The organism is Streptosporangium sp. NPDC023963 (assembly GCF_040639135.1).
Classification (GTDB): Bacteria; Actinomycetota; Actinomycetes; order Streptosporangiales; family Streptosporangiaceae; genus Streptosporangium.
In genome coordinates, this window is record NZ_JBEZZK010000001.1 from 425,831 (window position 1) to 441,993 (window position 16,163).

14 protein-coding genes are annotated in these 16,163 nt (G+C 72.7%); 6 read left to right on the plus strand and 8 right to left on the minus strand.

Translation table 11 applies throughout. From position 1 onward, the window contains the following. Positions 1 to 45: 45 nt before the first annotated feature. Entirely contained in the window at positions 46 to 1,848 is a 1,803-nt protein-coding gene (locus AB0F88_RS01735) for an ABC transporter ATP-binding protein (protein ID WP_362677903.1), read from the minus strand. Positions 1,849 to 2,000: 152 nt separating this feature from the next. Between AB0F88_RS01735 and AB0F88_RS01740 the strand changes: the two genes are divergently transcribed. Beyond that, the gene (locus tag AB0F88_RS01740) at positions 2,001 to 2,630 is read left to right on the plus strand and encodes a TIGR03085 family metal-binding protein (protein ID WP_362676256.1); all 630 of its coding nucleotides are present in this window, start codon (positions 2,001 to 2,003) and stop codon (positions 2,628 to 2,630) included. A gap of 175 nt (positions 2,631 to 2,805) precedes the next feature. Here the strand turns inward: AB0F88_RS01740 and AB0F88_RS01745 are convergent, their stop codons facing one another. Continuing rightward, a complete protein-coding gene (locus tag AB0F88_RS01745; protein ID WP_362676258.1) occupies positions 2,806 to 3,099 on the minus strand; it encodes a hypothetical protein in 294 nt (97 codons plus the stop codon). 676 nt (positions 3,100 to 3,775) lie between these two features. On the opposite strand from AB0F88_RS01745, the gene AB0F88_RS01750 reads away from it, so the two are divergent. The 4 genes from AB0F88_RS01750 to AB0F88_RS01765 all read left to right on the plus strand — a co-directional run bounded on the left by AB0F88_RS01750 (position 3,776) and on the right by AB0F88_RS01765 (position 7,992). Continuing rightward, positions 3,776 to 3,937 (plus strand): hypothetical protein, encoded by a 162-nt coding sequence (locus tag AB0F88_RS01750; RefSeq protein ID WP_362676260.1) that lies wholly within the window; start codon positions 3,776 to 3,778, stop codon positions 3,935 to 3,937. A gap of 418 nt (positions 3,938 to 4,355) precedes the next feature. Then, the gene (locus AB0F88_RS01755; RefSeq protein ID WP_362676262.1) at positions 4,356 to 4,997 is read left to right on the plus strand and encodes a putative Ig domain-containing protein; all 642 of its coding nucleotides are present in this window, start codon (positions 4,356 to 4,358) and stop codon (positions 4,995 to 4,997) included. A 117-nt stretch (positions 4,998 to 5,114) separates the two neighbouring features. Beyond that, a complete protein-coding gene (locus tag AB0F88_RS01760; RefSeq protein WP_362676264.1) occupies positions 5,115 to 6,512 on the plus strand; it encodes a glutamine synthetase family protein in 1,398 nt (465 codons plus the stop codon). A 52-nt stretch (positions 6,513 to 6,564) separates the two neighbouring features. Beyond that, a complete protein-coding gene (locus AB0F88_RS01765; RefSeq protein WP_362676266.1) occupies positions 6,565 to 7,992 on the plus strand; it encodes a VCBS repeat-containing protein in 1,428 nt (475 codons plus the stop codon). Positions 7,993 to 8,021: 29 nt separating this feature from the next. Here the strand turns inward: AB0F88_RS01765 and AB0F88_RS01770 are convergent, their stop codons facing one another. Both AB0F88_RS01770 and AB0F88_RS01775 read right to left on the minus strand, forming a co-directional pair. After that, positions 8,022 to 8,564 (minus strand): Uma2 family endonuclease, encoded by a 543-nt coding sequence (locus AB0F88_RS01770; RefSeq protein ID WP_362676268.1) that lies wholly within the window; start codon positions 8,562 to 8,564, stop codon positions 8,022 to 8,024. A gap of 219 nt (positions 8,565 to 8,783) precedes the next feature. Then, positions 8,784 to 9,242, minus strand: coding sequence for an ATP-binding protein (locus AB0F88_RS01775; protein WP_362676270.1), 459 nt, complete (start codon positions 9,240 to 9,242; stop codon positions 8,784 to 8,786). A gap of 223 nt (positions 9,243 to 9,465) precedes the next feature. On the opposite strand from AB0F88_RS01775, the gene AB0F88_RS01780 reads away from it, so the two are divergent. Further along, the gene (locus tag AB0F88_RS01780) at positions 9,466 to 10,206 is read left to right on the plus strand and encodes a hypothetical protein (RefSeq protein ID WP_362676272.1); all 741 of its coding nucleotides are present in this window, start codon (positions 9,466 to 9,468) and stop codon (positions 10,204 to 10,206) included. Here AB0F88_RS01780 and AB0F88_RS01785 read toward each other — a convergent pair. The 4 genes from AB0F88_RS01785 to AB0F88_RS01800 all read right to left on the minus strand — a co-directional run bounded on the left by AB0F88_RS01785 (position 10,190) and on the right by AB0F88_RS01800 (position 16,011). Then, entirely contained in the window at positions 10,190 to 10,750 is a 561-nt protein-coding gene (locus AB0F88_RS01785) for an OmpA family protein (protein ID WP_362676274.1), read from the minus strand. The two genes, AB0F88_RS01780 and AB0F88_RS01785, sit on opposite strands and share 17 nt — an antisense overlap. After that, the gene (locus AB0F88_RS01790) at positions 10,734 to 11,378 is read right to left on the minus strand and encodes a hypothetical protein (protein WP_362676276.1); all 645 of its coding nucleotides are present in this window, start codon (positions 11,376 to 11,378) and stop codon (positions 10,734 to 10,736) included. Before AB0F88_RS01790 ends, AB0F88_RS01785 begins: the two co-directional genes overlap by 17 nt. A 95-nt stretch (positions 11,379 to 11,473) precedes the next feature. Further along, positions 11,474 to 14,368: a BTAD domain-containing putative transcriptional regulator gene (locus tag AB0F88_RS01795; RefSeq protein ID WP_362676278.1), complete on the minus strand. Its 2,895-nt coding sequence runs from the start codon at positions 14,366 to 14,368 to the stop codon at positions 11,474 to 11,476. Further along, positions 14,365 to 16,011 (minus strand): serine/threonine-protein kinase, encoded by a 1,647-nt coding sequence (locus tag AB0F88_RS01800; RefSeq protein ID WP_362677905.1) that lies wholly within the window; start codon positions 16,009 to 16,011, stop codon positions 14,365 to 14,367. The genes AB0F88_RS01795 and AB0F88_RS01800 overlap by 4 nt, the downstream gene beginning before the upstream one ends. Positions 16,012 to 16,163 lie beyond the last annotated feature (152 nt).

Here is a 16,163-nt window from a genome sequence, read left to right on the forward strand (position 1 = left end):
CCCGCGTCGTCCCGGCGGGGTGCTCCCCCGGCCGGTGGTGCTTCCTCACGCGCTGACCTCTTCCTCTTGCTCGGCGTCGAGCGCCTCGCGCTCGGCGCCCTGGCGTTCGTAGGCGGTGACCAGGTTGCGGTAGCCCTCGCAGCGGGCGAGCAGCTCCGCGTGGCCGCCCCGGTCGACGACCCGGCCGTGGTCGAGGTAGACGACCTCGTCGGCCAGGGCGATGGTGGCCATCCGGTAGGCGATGACGACCACGGTGGAGACCTGGGCCGCGTCCCGCAGCCCGTACAGGATCCTCGCCTCGACCTGCGGGTCGACGCTGGAGGTGGCGTCGTCCAGGACGAGCAGCCGCGGGCGGCGCACCAGCGCGCGGGCCAGGGCGATCCGCTGGCGCTGGCCGCCCGACAGGGTGGTGCCGCGCTCGCCGACCCGGGTGTCCAGCCCCGAGGGCAGGGCGCTGACGAATCCCTCGGCCTGCGCCAGGCGCAGCGCCGCCCAGACGTCCTCGTCCCCGACCGGCCGGCCGAGGGTGACGTTGCCGCGTACGGTGTCGTCGAACAGGAACGTCTGCTGCGGCACCAGCGCCACCGCGTCGCTGACCCCGTTCCTGGCGACGTCGCGCAGGTCCGTGCCGTCCACCAGCACGACGCCCTCCGCCGGGTCGACCAGGCGGACGAGGGCCTGGGCGAGCGTCGACTTGCCCGAGCCGGTGGGTCCGACCAGGGCGACGGTACGGCCGGGCCCGACCTCCAGGCTCACCTCGCGCAGGACGGGAAACTCGCCGTCGCCGTAGGCGTAGCCGAGGTCGCGGACCTCCAGCCTGGCGGGTTCGGTGCCGGGCAGCTCGACGGCGCCGTGCTCCATGGAGCCGGTGGCCTCGAGCACGGCCTGGATCCGCTCGTAGCCGACGACGGACCTGGGCAGCTCGGCGAGCACCCAGCCGAGCGCGCGGATCGGGAAGGCCAGCAGGGTGAACAGGTAGGCGACCTGGACGAGCACGCCGGAGCCGATCGCGCCGCTCTCCAGCCGCATCACGCCGATCAGCAGCACGGCGAGCACGCCCAGGGTGGGCAGCGCCTCCAGCATCGGGTCGAACAGGCCGCGGACCCGGCCCACGGCGATGTTGGCGTCGCGCAGCTCGCCCGCCTTGACCTGGAACCTGGCGGTCTCCTCGTCCTCGCGGCCGAGGGTCTTGACGACCAGGGCGCCGTCGAAGCTCTCGTGGGCGATCTCGCTGACCTCGGCCCGCAACTGCTGGGCGCGGGTGGCCAGCGGGTTGAGCTTGCGCTGGTAGACCAGGTTGAGCACGGCGATCGCGGGAAAGACGAGGAACCCGACGAGAGCGAGGATCGGATCGGTGATCACCATCGCGACGGCGGCGGTCACCAGCATCACGACCACGCCGACGGCCATCGGCAGCGGGGCGAGCGGCGCCCAGGCGGCCTCCACGTCGGACCCGGCGTTCGACAGCAGCTGCCCGGTCGGGTGCCTGTGGTGCCAGGCGAGCGGAAGTTTCAGATACTGGCGGGTGACGTCGCGGCGGGAGCGGGCCTGCATCCGATACTGCATGACCCCGGCGAAATACCGGCGCCCTGCCACGCCCAGTGCCTTGAGCAGGGAGACCCCGAGGATGAGGAGCGCGCCGAGGGTGAGGGTGCCCGTCGTGATCCGCCCGTCCCTGAAGGCCGGGAGCACGACGTGCTCGGTGGCCCAGCCCAGCGCCCACGCCGCGGCGACGGTCATCACGCCGTACAGGGCGCTGGACAGCACCGCGGCGGAGAAGATCGACTTCTCCGCCCGGATGGCGACCCCGAGGACCCCGAGTCCCCTGCGCATGACTGCGGTGGTCATCTTGCTCGCCACGCGGGGGGTGTCCTTTCGACGGGGAACGTTGCTACCTAAGTCCCTATCACTGTGGATCATCCGGTTATTCCCGAACCACCTTCGGTTAGTGTCACGTTCACACCTCCGGTTGCTCGTACAACGGCTCGTTAGGATCTGAAATGAACTACGCCCGCGCCGAACGATCCGCGCTCAGCGACCTGTTCGCCCAGCTCGGCCCGGACGCTCCCACGCTCTGCGAGGGCTGGACCACCTTCGACCTCGCCGCCCACCTCGTCGTCCGCGAGAGCCGCCCCGACGCCGCCGGAGGCATCCTCCTCAAGCCGCTGGCCGGATACACCGCCAGGGTGCAGGAGTCCACGAAGACCAGGAAGGGGTACGCGGGCCTCGTCGAGCTCGTACGTTCCGGGCCTTCGGGGGTCTACCGCCTGCCCGGCCTGGACCAGGCGGTCAACACGACGGAGCTCTTCATCCACCACGAGGACGTGCGGCGGGCGCAGCGGGTCTGGGAGCCGCGGGAGCTGCCCGCAGAGCTGGAGGAGAGGTTCTGGAAGCAGGTCCACAGCGGCGCCCGGCTGTTCCTGCGCCGCTCTCCCGTCCGGGTGGTCCTGCACCGCATCGGCGGGGGTGTCGCGATCGGCGGCCGCAAGGAGGGGCCTCAGGTCGAGGTGACGGGCACGGCCGGGGAGCTGCTGCTGTTCTGCTTCGGCCGCCAGTCCCACGCCAAGGTCGACGTGAGCGGCGACGACGAGGCCGTGGCCAGGCTGATGGACGCCTCCCTGGGCGTCTGAGCGGGACCGCTCCCCGGGGAGCGGGAAGAGGTCGTGGGCGACGACCCGGACCATCCCGGTCCGGGCGTCGACGGTTCGCGACCGCGGCGGCCGGCTGGCGACCGGCTGGCGGCCGACGGCCTGTCGCCGGACGACCGGCGATCAGCCGCCGGTCGGCGGCGGGGAACCGGGCGGGCTAGCGGACGCCGTCGCCCCGGTCCCGGCTTCCGGCCTTCGCCAGACCTCGGGCGATCATGTAACCGACCGTGAGGAGGGTGATGTACTTGATGGCGTGCTCCGCGCCGAAGGGGTCACCGTAACCGCGCGAGTCACCGCCGACCGCGAAGGCCGTGATCACGATCGCGACCAGGATGACGACGTACGCGATGAACTCGGTGGTCTGGAACGCCGGCTTGGTCTCACCGGACAACCCGCGAGAGCCGGCGCTCCGCGGCCGATCACCTGGCTGGCCTCCGACGGGTGATGTCATCGCACTCACTCCTTGCTTATGAATAATTACCTATAGTTACTATACATCGACCAATTCCCCTCTTTTTGTAGCCACAAACGCCGCACCAGCCGCCTACGCGCCGTCCGTCCCGCGCGGTGACCTGGGCGGGAGCGGGAAGAACCCCCTGCCGCCCGTCCCCCTCCCCCGGCGTCACTGAGACGGGGCCGCGACTGCCGTCTCCCCCGGCGGCCCGCCGGTCCTGCCCGCCGGGAGGCCGGGAGGTACGTCATGAGCTCCGGCGGCGACCCGGCCGGAGGCGGCGCTCCCCGGCCCGCCCGGCGGCAGGCCGAATACTTCCTGACATCTGCCGGAACACCGGACTCACATTTCCCGACATCTGCCGGTAACACCGGACTCCCGGCGCGGACGACCGACCGCCTGATCGGCGGTGACCAGCAAAAACAATCCCCGTGATCGGCGTACGCCCGGCGCCGGGCTAGCCCTACCGGTATACCTGGCAATGAAGATTGGACAGGAGCGTCTCGCGACCGCACGATGGCGGGTGTGACCTATGCCAAACTCGCGACCGGACCGCGGCTCGCCCCCGCGAGACGGGTATGATCATCAAAATCCGGGAGCCACCCGGGCCGCAGATGCCAAAGATCGATAAAATTCGGGTATATACGGCTGGGATTGGAACTGCCAGGAGGCCCCCATGCAGGTCAAGAAGATCCTCACCTACCTCGCGGTAGCTTTCGTGGTCTTCTATCTGTTCACCAAACCCGCCGAAGCGGCGAATGCGGTCAACGGAGTCTTCGACGGGATCATAAGGGGAGCAGACCAGTTGGCTCTGTTCTTCACCCGAGTGCTCACCTAACCACCCGGCGGGGTCCTCCCGCCCGAATCGCGTCACCCGCGTTCCCGGCTGACCCACAGGGGAGCGCGCCCCGCTCCGAACGCCATGCCGTCGGCCCCGCCGATCCCGGAAACGTATCGCGGCGATCACCGGAAGCCGCCGCAGCACCCCCGTACCCGCGAACCAGCCACGAGGTCACACCCGCGCCCCGCCGCCCGAAGTCGCGCGGCCCCGCCGTACAGCGTGGTACGGAATGCCGTACAGAGTGGTACGGAACCAGGGCGGTACGGACGACACCCAGGTGACATGACACGGAGACCACCCGTACGGCGAACGTCCTGACCCGATCATGGATGACCGCGGAAGACATCACGGCACTCCCTTGATGATCTTTCCGGCACCCTGGGGGAAGTCCGTTTCTCGTACGGGGGGATCGTTCATGCGTGGCAAGCGGGGTTTCCCCGGAATCGGGGCCGTCGTCGCCGGAGCCGTCGTGTGCGGCGTGCTGGCGACCCCACGGGTCGCCCTCGCGATCCCGGTACCGGACCCGCCTCCGGCTCCGTCCCCCGTCCAGATCCCGGCACCGGCACCGCCCCAGACCTCGGCACCGGCACCGGCACCGGTCCAGGCCCCCGTCCAGGCCCCCGTTCAGGCACCCGTTCAGGCCTCCGTCCGGACATCGATCGGCGGCGGGACCGGACGGCCTCTCGCGGGAGGCTCCTCGCCCCTCTCGGCCCACCCCTCCCTCGGCCACTTCGGCGCTCCCGTCGACCGGCCGCTGCGGGGAAGGATCACCCTGGCCGGCCCGACCGGCGAGACGGTCGCCTTCAGGCTGGTCAACCCCGCCCTCCTGCCCGCCGGGATCACGCTCGACGCCGACGGCCTGCTCGGCGGCGCCTCCCGGGTGCCCGGCACCTGGACGGTCCCGATCGAGGCGTGCGTCTCCTCCGGCGGCTGCGCCACCGGCACGGTGACGATCACCGTCACCTGCGAGTGCGCCCGCTCGCTCCCCCCGGCTCCCTCCCTCGCCGGTGCGCCCTGCTCCGACGGCGACTCCGACGGCGACGTGCCCACCGAATAGCCGCGGGCGAATTCCCGCGACCGGTAACCGCGGGAATTCCCGCGACCGCCCCGGCTCGCCCCGGGGCGAGCGTCCCGGGTGCTTCCCCTCCCCCCGAGGACGTGTTACGCAGGAGGCATGGGAGATCAGCAGGCCATGACCGGCCCCCACCCGCTCGACACCGCCGCGGCGCGTCGCGTCGTCGAACGCGCCGACACCGAGGGCGCCGAGCTGGTCCGCTTCCTGTACGCCGACCACGGCGGCGTGATCAGGGGCAAGGCCACCTCCCGCTCCCGGCTGGCGGAGCGGCTCCACACCGGCATCGGGCACACCGTGGCGATGATGGCGATGAACATGCTCGACGAACTCCAGGACGTCGAGAGCCTCGGCCCGGTGGGAGAGGTCCGCCTCGTCCCCGATCCGGCCACGTTCGTCCACCTGCCCTACGCTCCCGGCGCCGCGGCCATGCTGGCGGACCTGCGCCAGGTCGACGGCTCCGCCTGGCCCGTCTGCCCGCGCACCTTCCTGCGCGAGGCCGTCGCCGACCTGGCCGCCGAGGGTCACGCCCTCGTCGCCGCCTACGAGCCCGAGTTCACCCTGGGCCGCCGCGAACCCGACCCCGCCGGCGGCCTGGACCGGCTGGTCCCCGCCGACGACAGCCTGTGTTACTCCACCACCGGCTTCAACCAGCTCCACGACTACACGATGACCCTGCTGCACGCCCTGGAGAGCCAGGGCCTGCGGCCCGAGCACTACCATCCCGAACTCGGCCACGGCCAGCACGAGCTGTCGATCCACCACGCCCCCGCCCTCCAGGCCGCCGACAACCACGTGATCTACCGCGAGACGGTCAGGGGCGTCGCCGCGCGCATGTCGATGTGGGCCTCCCTCGCTCCCAAGCCCCTCGCCGGCCAGCCGGGCAACGGCGCCCACCTCCACGTCTCGCTCTGGGACCCCGGACTCCGGGCCAACGCCTTCGGCGACCCCTCCGACCGCTACGGCATGTCGGCCGTCGCCTATCGCTTCATCGGCGGCCTGGTCGCCCACCTCCCGGCACTCACCGCGCTGACCTGCGGATCGGTGAACAGCTTCCGGCGCCTGACACCGAGGTCGTGGTCGAGCGCGTACGCCTGCTACGGCATGGACAACCGCGAGGCGGCGGTGCGGATCTGCTCCCCCACGGGACGCGACGCCGCGGCGTCCGCCAACCTGGAACTCAAGCCCTCCGACTCCTCGGCCAACCCCTACCTGTCGCTGGGCGCCGTCATCCACGCGGGCCTGGACGGCATCCGCCGCGGCCTCGACCCCGGCGACCCCGTCAACGTCGACCCCGCCACCCTCCCCGCCGGACGCGTCCGCCGCCTCCCGGCCTCCCTGGACGAGGCCCTGGACGCCCTGGAGGCCGACGACGTCCTCATGAACGCCCTCGGCCCCCTGCGCGCCTCCGCCTACCTGGCCGTCAAACGCTCCGAGGCCAGGTCCTTCGCCGCCCAGGACGCCGCCTACGAGCTGTTCCACCACTCCCGGGTCTTCTAGATCCCCTAAGCCCTAATATCGCCGTACATCCCCACATATGCGGGAGGACGCGATGAAGAGCGGAACCGGAACGGCCCTGGCACTCGTCCTCCTGCTCGGCGGATGCGACCTCGGAGGCGAGCGGGACGCGTCTCCGGTCCCGTACGTGACGCCGTCGGCGCTGCTTCCCGAACCGCCGCCACCGTCGCCGCCGCCGTCGCCGTCACTGTCCCCCCGGCCCGCGTCACTGAGGTCACAGGGATCACCGCCCGCCGAGGGAAAGGGCGGCCGCGACCCCGGCGACGTCAACGGCGACGGCTTCGCGGACCTGACCTTCGTCATGTTCCACGGTCCCTGGTCGCCCGACCTCGTGATCGTGTACGGCTCGAAGAACGGCCTGGATCCCCTGACCAGGACGGTGGTACCCGGCGCCCACCTCGTGTTCGGCTGGTCCACGAACACGGCCGACCTCGACGGCGACGGCTTCGCCGACGTCCTCGTCCACGGCCACGTGGCGAGGGCGGGCGGTCACCCGGACATCCCCTACGTCCTGTGGGGCGGCCCGAAGGGGGTGGATCCGGAGGCGAGGCCGACCGCCGTCCGAACGCCCCTGCCCCCCGACCACTTCTCCGCGGAAACGGTGCCGGGCGACTTCGACGGCGACGGCGCGGCCGATCTGGCGCTGTGGACGCCGACGACGAAGGGGGCGAGCGGGAACGAGTCGACCATGAAGAGCCTGGCCGTGCTGTACGGGCCGTTCACCCGGGAGGGCGTCCCCCGCCGTCGCACCGTCCAGCCCTCGGAGGTCACCCTGGACTCCGGTGGCCTGGTCGCGGGCAGGATCGGCGAAGGGCGCGCCACCGACCTGCTCGTGCGCGAGCCGAACGACGGCGGGCAGTCGGCGTCGTGGCTCGTCAGGGGCGGCCCGGGCGGGCTGTCCCGCCGGAGTCACCGGCTGAACGAGGGCAACGCCGTCGCGCTGGGGGACTTCGACGGGGACGGCAGGGGCGACGTCGTGGTCGCCGACAGCGGCGGCCGCAACAACGAGCCGGGGTACGAGACCGAGCCGTCCCACGTCGACGGCGTGATGACCGTCCACTTCGGCGGGGCCGGGCGCGCGCCACAGGTGTTCAGGAACTTCAAAGCCGCGCGGACGATGGTGGCGGGAGACTTCGACGGCGACGGGACCGACGACCTCGCGATCGCCCGCCGCCCCGGCGGCGTCGAGCTGCTGCGCGGCGGGGGAAACGGGCTGCGGCGCGGCGGGAGGACGATCCGCCGGCTCGGACCGGCCACGGACCCGTCCGGCCACAAGCTGCGCCCCGACGAGCGCCCGGCGTTTCCCCGGGCATCGGCCGACTACGACGGCGACGGACGGGACGAACTGGTGCTGAGCTGGTCCTCCGTCAACCACGTCCCGGAATGGGGCTCGGCGCTGTCCCTGTGGTGGGTGACGGACGGCGACCGCGACGAGAACGCCTTCGGCACCGGCGGCTGGTGAGGCACCGGGTCCCGACGAGATCACCGCCGCTACAGAGCGGCCGGATAACCTTCCGTGCTGATCGTCAGCAGCACCGGCTCCGGCATCGTGAACGGTTTGCCGAAGGAGCTCACGTTCTCGCGGGTGTAACGGTTGACGTCAGGCTCGCTGAACACCCTGATGGTCTCGCACTTACGATCGATGATCACGTAGACGGGGATCCCCATCGAGGCGTACGCCTCCGGCTTGTCGCCGTAGTCCTCGGAGCGGGTGTTCTTCGACACGACCTCGATGACAGCCGCCACGATCTCCTTGCGCACCGGGTTCTCGTCGTCGCTGAGGCTTCCGGCAGGGATGATCACGATGTCGGGCTGCGGCCCCCGATGGTCACCCGGGGTCCCGACCCCCATATCCGGCAGGGCCCACCACGCGTCGGAGGGAATCTGGCGGATCGTCTCGCTGACGATCAGATTGTGAAAGGCCGACGCGGACGGCCGCATCACGATCTTCCCTGCGTACCACTCGACCTTGTAGCCGTCACGCTCCGCCGCCGGCGCGAGGAGTTCACTGAACGTCCTCGCATCATCTGGCATCTCGGCCCTCCTCGCTCATATCCAATGGAGTCGACGGACCAGGCAACCCGCCGCCTTTAGGTCATCAACCATGAAATCTCAGCGTGACGGTGTGCTCGAACCCGAATCAGACGCGTTGTCCGCGGGGAGACCAGGCGCTACCTCAATCAGGCCCGAGGCCCGCCGTCGTCACACAGAACGAGCCCCCTCTCGTGATAGCGATGGCGTCGTACAAGGCGGTCAAACGGGAGAGAGTTCGGCCCAGACAGCGTGCCCCTTCGTTTGGGTGCCGCGGAAGCCGGCCCTGGAGGCCAGGGCGGCGACCACGGCCAGACCTCGGCCGCCCTCGGCGAGCGGATCGGCGTCGCGGCGCGAGCTGAACCTGGGAGTGGCTCCCCAGCCGCAGTCGTAGACGGTGATGCGGATGACCGTGGTTCTGCGTGTCAACTCGACGATGAACGTCCCCTGCGGGCTCCCGCTGCTCGTGTGGGCGACGGCGTTCGCCGCGAGCTCGGTGACGATCTGCTCGGCGTCGTTCCGGCACGGTGAGTCCTCCAGCAGGAACCGGATGAACCGTCGAGCGACCGGAACCTGATCCATCCGACCCGGAAAGACCCGCCGGTAGGTCATCCCACCGGACCGCAGCCCCACCATCGCCTCGATCAGCGCGGGGGCCACATCGTTCCAGACAACGGCCATGTCATCTCCTGCGGAGTGTCGGGAAATTCACCTCCAGCGGGGTGACCCACCCCGCCCCGCTCGGTAACCCCCGTCCTCGAAACACCGCACCACCCCACCCTCCACCTCACTGACCTGCACAAATACTGACCTCACCTCTTCGGCATCCCCTTTTCGTCGCATGTCCGTCGCTCTGAGTAATCATTCGGATACCATTCGCTCACGTTCGATTCAAGGCGGGGTCATGCCAGGTGAGGGATACCGCACCCTGCTCGACTGCCGTCGCCGCAGCAGGGCACTGCGCGCCCGCTCGTTCACCTTCGACCAGATCGCCTACATCCTGGCCCTCGATCACGACGTCAGTCCCCTGCGCCTGTACCGCTACGCCCACGGCCGCACCGCCGGCGACATCGTCGCCGCTCACAACGACCTCGACCCCGCGGGCACCGCCTCTCTCCGCGAGGCCCGCCTCTACGACTACGAGGCCTGGCCCGCCACCGGCCGCCGCATCCCCGCCCGCACCGTCGTCATCCTCTCCCGCATCTACCAGACCACCGCCCGCAGCCTGCTCACCGACGAGATCTACGCCCGCTACAACGCCGCCCACCGTGACCTCCTCGACCAGGCCGATTACCGCCACCTCGACCCCCACCAGCAGCTCTCCCCGCCCCCACCCACCCCGAGCGACGCGATCCTCCCAAAGGGCCGAACGCCCGCCCCGGCCAACCGCCACGAAGGGCTGGCCACCTGGACTCTGGCGCTCGCCCCAGACGCCCGTGACAACATCGAACGGCACCTCTCATGGGCTCAACCCCCCACCCCCGCCCACTGCACCGAACTTCTATGCGCCCTGCGCGCCGAGGAGACGGACGTGAAACGACGCGAACTGCTCTTCGAACTCGCCCTCCTCTTCGGGGGCACCCCCGGCCGCTCCGGATCGCCGTCCGCCAGGAGAGCGGCCACGCGGGTCACCCCCTCGCGGTGAAGACGATCTCCACTCTCCGGTTCTTGGCCCGGTTCTCCTCCAGCGGCCGTCCCTGGACGACGTTGGGCACCCGGGGCCGCCTCTCGCCGAAGCCCGCGACCTGGAAGACCGCCCCCGTCAACGTTTCCTGGAGGGACCGCCGCACGGCCTGTGCCCGCCTGAGCGACAGCGCGGTGTTGTAGGCGTCGTCGCCCTGGTCGTCGGTGTGCCCCTCGATCCTGACCGTCCCGCCCGCGGAGTCCGCCCGGACCCTCGCGGCGACCCGCCCCAGCCGCTGCCGCGCCCGCGGCGTCAGCACGGCTTTGTCGAGCGCGAACAGCACGTCGCCGGCGATCGCCACGGTGACCTGCTCGCCCTGCCGCGCCTCGCTCTCGGCGCCGTCGAGCGACTCCACCTCGGCGACGACGTCCTCGACGGGAGCGACGACGTCCTCCACCCCGGCCGTGACGTCGCCCCCCGGATCCGCCCACGCGGCCGTCGCGGGGCCCGCGGCCAGGGAGAGCCCGAGTGCCAGGATCGCGAGGCGCTCAGGAGATCGGGACATCGGTGAACACACCCAGCACCTTGAGGTCCACATTGATCTTCGTGACGTCCGGCGGCGGAGCGGCGAACGTGGCATGCAGGGACAGCACCTCACCGGCCTCGGTGAACACGTCGTACTCGGAGCACAGGCACTTGGCCCTCGGATACTTCCCGGTGCGCGCGACGACGTACCGCTTGCCGTTGACCGGGTCGACCAGGCTGACCCCGGCCACGGTCAGGCCGAGACCGCCCGGGGTGTCGCCCATGTCGCTGTTCATCTGCCACCGCTCGTCACCGTCGTTGGTGACCGTCCAGGTCAGCGTGGAGAGCCGGCCCTGGCGCCGGATGCCGGTGATCCCCACGGTCAGGTCGGCGCCACTCGCCTTGACCTTCCTGCGGGCGATCACCCGCTCGCTCTCGGCGGGCGCGTCCACCTGCCCGGAAGGCTCGGAAGGCTCGGCGGTCTCCGTCGTCTCCGTGGCCTCCGTGGCCTTTGTCGCCTTCGCGGTGGCCACGGGGTCCGCGACCTCCAGCGTCGTCGTCACCCGCTCCTCCCCGCCGCCCCCCTGCTGCCCGGGAAGCATCCCGCAGCCGCTCAACGCGGCCGCCAGCACCACCGCGACCGCCCCCGGTGTGAGCCCTCTTCGCATCCGTCCCCCTCCGCCCGTCGTGGATCGCATCGAGCCCGACCGTACGCGGGCCACCTTCAGAACCCGCATAGAACCGCACAGACCCGTACAGCGCGCTATATGCGCAGGCCACGGCGCCGCGCCGCCTCACGGGCGAGCTCTTCGGCCTCGGTGAGGCCGTGCCGGTCACCGAGAGCGTCAAACTCTCCCACAGCGCCCGATACGGCATCAACCGCCTCAGCCACCTCGTCGAGATCCAGCAGGGCCGCCGCCAGGGTCAGCAGCGCCCGCGCGACGCCCCGGCGGTCCGCGTACTCGCGGAACGTCCCGAGCGCCTCCTCAGCGGCCCCGCGGGCGGCGTCGGGCCGTCCTTCGGCCAGGGCGACCCTGGCGACGAGCACCAGTCCCGCGGCCTCGGGGAGCCGGTCCCCCAGACGCCTGACCAGACCGAGACCGCGTTCGGCCCGCTCACGCGCCTCCGCGGGGCGTTTGCGGTCCAGGTAGAGCCCGGCGAGGTCGAGCGAGACGGCCGCCTCGCCGCGCGGATCGCCCAGCTCGCGGTAGGCCGCGAGGCTCCCGTGCAGCAGGTCCTCGGCCTGCCGCGCCCCGCCGAGCGCGCGCAGCGCGTCGGCCCTGCCGCGCCGGTCCCCCGCCGCCGAGAACGCGGCCAGGCAGGCCACGAAACAGGCCTCCGCCTCCGGCCGCCGCCCCTGGGCGAGGCGTACCAGGCCGAGCCGGTGGCGGGTACGGGGCACCTCGTGCGCCTCCGTCAGCGGAAGCGCCCGCCGCAGGACGTCGGCGGCCTCCTCCAGGCGGCCCTCCGCACGGTGCAGGTCGGCCGAAGAGCGCAGCAGCAGCGCCTCGCCGTGGCGGTGGCCCGCGCGCCGCGCGGCCCGCAGGCCGAGTTCCACGACCGCGTGCCAGTCCTCGCGGTACGCGCCCAGCTCGAGGAACGGGGTCAGGTAGAACGCCAGCCGCCAGGTCGCCTCGTCCAGTCCGGCCCGCCGGAGGTCGGCGACGGTCGCGACCAGGAAGTCCCGCTCGGCGGCGAGCCAGCGGGCCGACTCCCGCAGCCGCGCGGTGTCCAGGTCCGCGGCCTGCTCCGCCGTACGGGCCACGGTCCGGCCGGAGCCCGGTTCGGCGGGCAGGAGCAGTGCCCTGGCCCGCCGGGCGCGGTCGAGGATCTCCCCCGCGGCCGCGGCGAGGACCCCGGCGGGCGGCCCCTCCTCGGCGGCCAGCCGCTCGGCGGCGTAGAGCCTGGTCAGGTCGTGCCAGTCGTACCTCTCCTGGCCGCTCGCGTCGAGCCCGCGCGCCCGCAGCAGGCCCGCCTCGGCCAGCGCCTCCAGCAACCGGCCGGAGGGCTCCCCGAGAACGGCGGTGGCCGCCCACGAGGCGACGTGCGGCGCGGACAGCGCGCCGAGACGGCGCAGCAGCAGGCGTTCCCGCTCCGAGAGCGCGTGGTAGCCGAGCGCCAGGCTGCCGCGCACGGCCAGGTCCCCCGCGCTGAGCTCGTCGAGGCGGCCACGCTCGTCCTCCAGACGTCCCGCCAGGTGCTCCAGCGTCCAGCTCTGCCGCCGCGCGAGCCTGGAACCGGCGATCCTCAGCGCCAGCGGCAGCCCTCCGCACAGCACCGCGATCCGCGTGGCCGCCCGCGGCTCGGCCCGCACCCGCCGCTCCCCCGCCACCCGCGCCAGCATCTCCACGGACTCGTCCGCGTCGAACACGCCGAGCTCGAAGGCTCGCGCCGCCTCCAGGCCGGACAGCGGCGAGCGGCTGGTCACCAGCGTCATGCAGCCGGGCCCCGGGGGCAGCAGCGGGCGTACCTGGGCCTCTTCGGCCGCGTCGTCCAGCACCACCAGCAGCCGCCGGCCGCTCACCATGCTGCGGTAGAGGCGCGTCCGCTCGGCCAGGTCGGCGGGTACCGCCCCCTGCGGGCAGCCGAGCGAGCGCAGCAGGTCCTCCAGCACCGCGCCTGGCGTCCTGGCCCCGAGCGAGGCGTGCAGCCGCCCGCCGGGGAAGTCGAGCCCGGCGGCCGCGTGAACCGCCAGCGCGGACTTGCCCGTCCCCGCGGGACCGTGCAGCACCAGGTGGACGGGCGCGCTCCCGGCGACGGGAACGGACCGGCGGATCCACTCCAGCGCGTGCTCGCGCCCGGTGAAGTCGGCGACGTCGGGCGGCGTCTCGTTCGGCACGGCCCGCGCGGGAGCGCCGCCCGCCGTCTCGTTCGGCACGGCCCGCGCGGGAGCGCCGCCCGCCGTCTCGTTCGGCACGGCCCGCGCGGGAGCGCCGCCCGCCAGCACGCGCTCGTGCGCCTCCCGCAGCTCGGGACCCGGCTCGAGGCCGAGCTCCCCGACGAGCAGCCGCCGCGCCTCCCGGTAGGCGCCCAGCGCCTCCGACCTGCGCCCCGCCTGGCCGAGCGCGAGGACGAGCTGCGCCCACGCCCGCTCCCGCAGGGGGTGCGAGGCCACGAGCGCGCGCAGTTCCCCCGTCACCTCGGCGCCACGGCCGAGCGCCACGTCCAGCTCGACGCGCTCCTCCAGGGCGGTCAGCCGCAGCTCCTCCAGCGGCAGGGCGTACGCCCGCCGCAGTTCGGCCGAGTCGACACCGGCCAGCGCGGGCCCCCGCCACAGCGCCAGGGCGGCACGCAGGCCGTCGGCCGCCTCGGCGGTCCTGCCCGCGTCCCTGGCCCGCCGGCCCGCGCTCACCAGGCGCTCGAACCTGTGCGCGTCCACCTCGTCGGGATCGACGTCGAGGAGGTAGCCGCCGGGTACGGTGCGGATCCCGCCGACCACCTTGCGCAGCGCGCTGACGTACACCCGCAGCACCGGTTCCGCCGAGGCGGGCGGCTCCTCGCCCCACACCTCGGCGATCAGCCGGTCGACGGTCAGCGTGCGTCCCGGCCTCAGCGACAGGGCGGCCAGGAGCGTGCGGTGCTTGGCGGGGCCGGGCGTCAGGTCACGCTCCCCCTCGACGACCCGCAGCGTTCCCAGCACGCCGAACCGCACGTTCATCCCTCCGCCGGGCGGACCTCGAACGTGCGGAACCCGACCCGGACGGGCGTGGCCGCGTCCGGCGCCGCGTAGACGCCGGTGGCCCCCGGGCCGTAGGGGTCCTCCGCGTCGGCGACCTCCCCCACCGGCTCCTCGTTCAGCCACATGCCGAGGACGACCCGCTCGCCCCGCTGCGCGCACCGGGCGACCACACGGTTGTCGTCCGCCTTCCCCATCCGCACCGGTCCGTGCAGGACGACGCCCCGCCCGCCGCGCCGCTTGACGATCGAGGCCTCGCCCGAGGCGGTCACCGCGAACTCGTAGCGGTCACCGGTGCCCACGTCGCCTCGGCACCACACGCCGAAATCCCCCGAGCCCTCCTCCAGCCGCATTCTGGAGCTGACCACGACGCCCCCGGCGGACCCCTCGGAGAAGGGGGCCGACTTCCACAGCCGCCATCCGGAGTTGGCGGTCAGCCGGTAGACCCCGCCGTCCAGCCTGGCACTGCCGCCGTCGGACGCGCCGACGGCCCAGGAGCCGGCGAAGCCGGCCCGGTAGGACGACGCGGACGTACCGAGACCGGCGTAGAACGTCCACCCGCCCGCCAGAACCGCGACGAGCGCGGCGGTACCCGCGATCCACGGCCACCGCCGCCCCCTCGCGGTCGCCGCGCCGGCCCCGGCGGGCACGCCCGGCTCGCCGGGCAGGACCGGTTCCCCGGGCAGGACCGGTTCCCCGGGCAGGACCGGCCCGCCGGGCAGGACCGGCCCGCCGGACAGAGCGGGTCCTCCAGGCAGGGCCGGTCCGCCGGGCAGGGCCGGTCCGCCGCCCCCGCCCTCGTCTCCGCCACCGGTCCAGGCGCGCTCGACGGCCTGGCTGGCCGTCGCCGGGGTCGGCCGGCCGCCGACCAGCTCGTCCAGCAGCCGCTGCGCGCTCGGCCGTCGCGCGGGGTCCTTGGCCATGGCCCCCTCGACGACGGCACGCACGCGCTCGTCGAGACCGTCGAGGTTCGGCCCCTCGTTGACGATCCGGTAGAGGACCTCGGACGGCGCGCCGCCGCCGAACGGCAACCGTCCCGTGCCGGCGAACGCGATCACCCCGCCCCACGCGTAGACGTCGGCCGCGGGCGTCAGCGGCTCGCCGCGCACCTGCTCGGGCGCCATGAACGCCGGCGTGCCCAGGATCGTCTGGCTGGCCAGGCTCTGGGTGTCGACGAGTTGCGCGATGCCGAAGTCGATCACGCGCGGGCCGAGCGGCGACAGCAGCACGTTCGACGGTTTCAGGTCGCGGTGGATCACTCCGGCCCCGTGGATCGCGTGGAGCGCGGTGGCGATCCCGACCGCGAGCGCCTCCAGGTTGGCACCGGTCAGCGGTCCCTGCTCGCGTACGGCCTGCGCCAGGTCGGGTCCCTTGACGTACTCGGTGACGAGGTAGGCGACGCCGTCCTCGACCCCGGCGTCGAGCACGGGAGCGGTGCAGAACCTGGCCACCCTGCGCGCCGCCGCGACCTCGCGGTCGAAACGCCGCCGGAAGGCCGGGTCACAGGCCAGCTGCGGGTGGATCACCTTCACCGCGGCCAGGCCCCCCGTCGGGGTCGTGGCGAGGTGCACCACGCCCATGCCGCCCTGGCCCAGCTCACGCCTGAGCACGTAGCCGCCGATCATGTTCACCGGAGTCACCTTATGCCGTCAAATCCGCGCACACCGGCATTTTGTACGCCAAAGAGCTCAGCCCTGAGCCCCTTCCCGCGGGGACGCCCCGGCTGCGGCGACCGGTCCTCGAACCGCCCCGCACGGAGGCTTCAGCACGGGAACGC

Bases quoted from the DNA above. Each gene is read 5' to 3' on its own strand.
- AB0F88_RS01735 (WP_362677903.1), bottom strand. From the start codon at position 1,848: ATGACCACCGCAGTCATGCGCAGGGGACTCGGGGTCCTCGGGGTCGCC.
- AB0F88_RS01740 (WP_362676256.1), top strand. From the start codon at position 2,001: ATGAACTACGCCCGCGCCGAACGATCCGCGCTCAGCGACCTGTTCGCC.
- AB0F88_RS01745 (WP_362676258.1), bottom strand. From the start codon at position 3,099: ATGACATCACCCGTCGGAGGCCAGCCAGGTGATCGGCCGCGGAGCGCC.
- AB0F88_RS01750 (WP_362676260.1), top strand. From the start codon at position 3,776: ATGCAGGTCAAGAAGATCCTCACCTACCTCGCGGTAGCTTTCGTGGTC.
- AB0F88_RS01755 (WP_362676262.1), top strand. From the start codon at position 4,356: ATGCGTGGCAAGCGGGGTTTCCCCGGAATCGGGGCCGTCGTCGCCGGA.
- AB0F88_RS01760 (WP_362676264.1), top strand. From the start codon at position 5,115: ATGGGAGATCAGCAGGCCATGACCGGCCCCCACCCGCTCGACACCGCC.
- AB0F88_RS01765 (WP_362676266.1), top strand. From the start codon at position 6,565: ATGAAGAGCGGAACCGGAACGGCCCTGGCACTCGTCCTCCTGCTCGGC.
- AB0F88_RS01770 (WP_362676268.1), bottom strand. From the start codon at position 8,564: ATGCCAGATGATGCGAGGACGTTCAGTGAACTCCTCGCGCCGGCGGCG.
- AB0F88_RS01775 (WP_362676270.1), bottom strand. From the start codon at position 9,242: ATGGCCGTTGTCTGGAACGATGTGGCCCCCGCGCTGATCGAGGCGATG.
- AB0F88_RS01780 (WP_362676272.1), top strand. From the start codon at position 9,466: ATGCCAGGTGAGGGATACCGCACCCTGCTCGACTGCCGTCGCCGCAGC.
- AB0F88_RS01785 (WP_362676274.1), bottom strand. From the start codon at position 10,750: ATGTCCCGATCTCCTGAGCGCCTCGCGATCCTGGCACTCGGGCTCTCC.
- AB0F88_RS01790 (WP_362676276.1), bottom strand. From the start codon at position 11,378: ATGCGAAGAGGGCTCACACCGGGGGCGGTCGCGGTGGTGCTGGCGGCC.
- AB0F88_RS01795 (WP_362676278.1), bottom strand. From the start codon at position 14,368: ATGAACGTGCGGTTCGGCGTGCTGGGAACGCTGCGGGTCGTCGAGGGG.
- AB0F88_RS01800 (WP_362677905.1), bottom strand. From the start codon at position 16,011: ATGATCGGCGGCTACGTGCTCAGGCGTGAGCTGGGCCAGGGCGGCATG.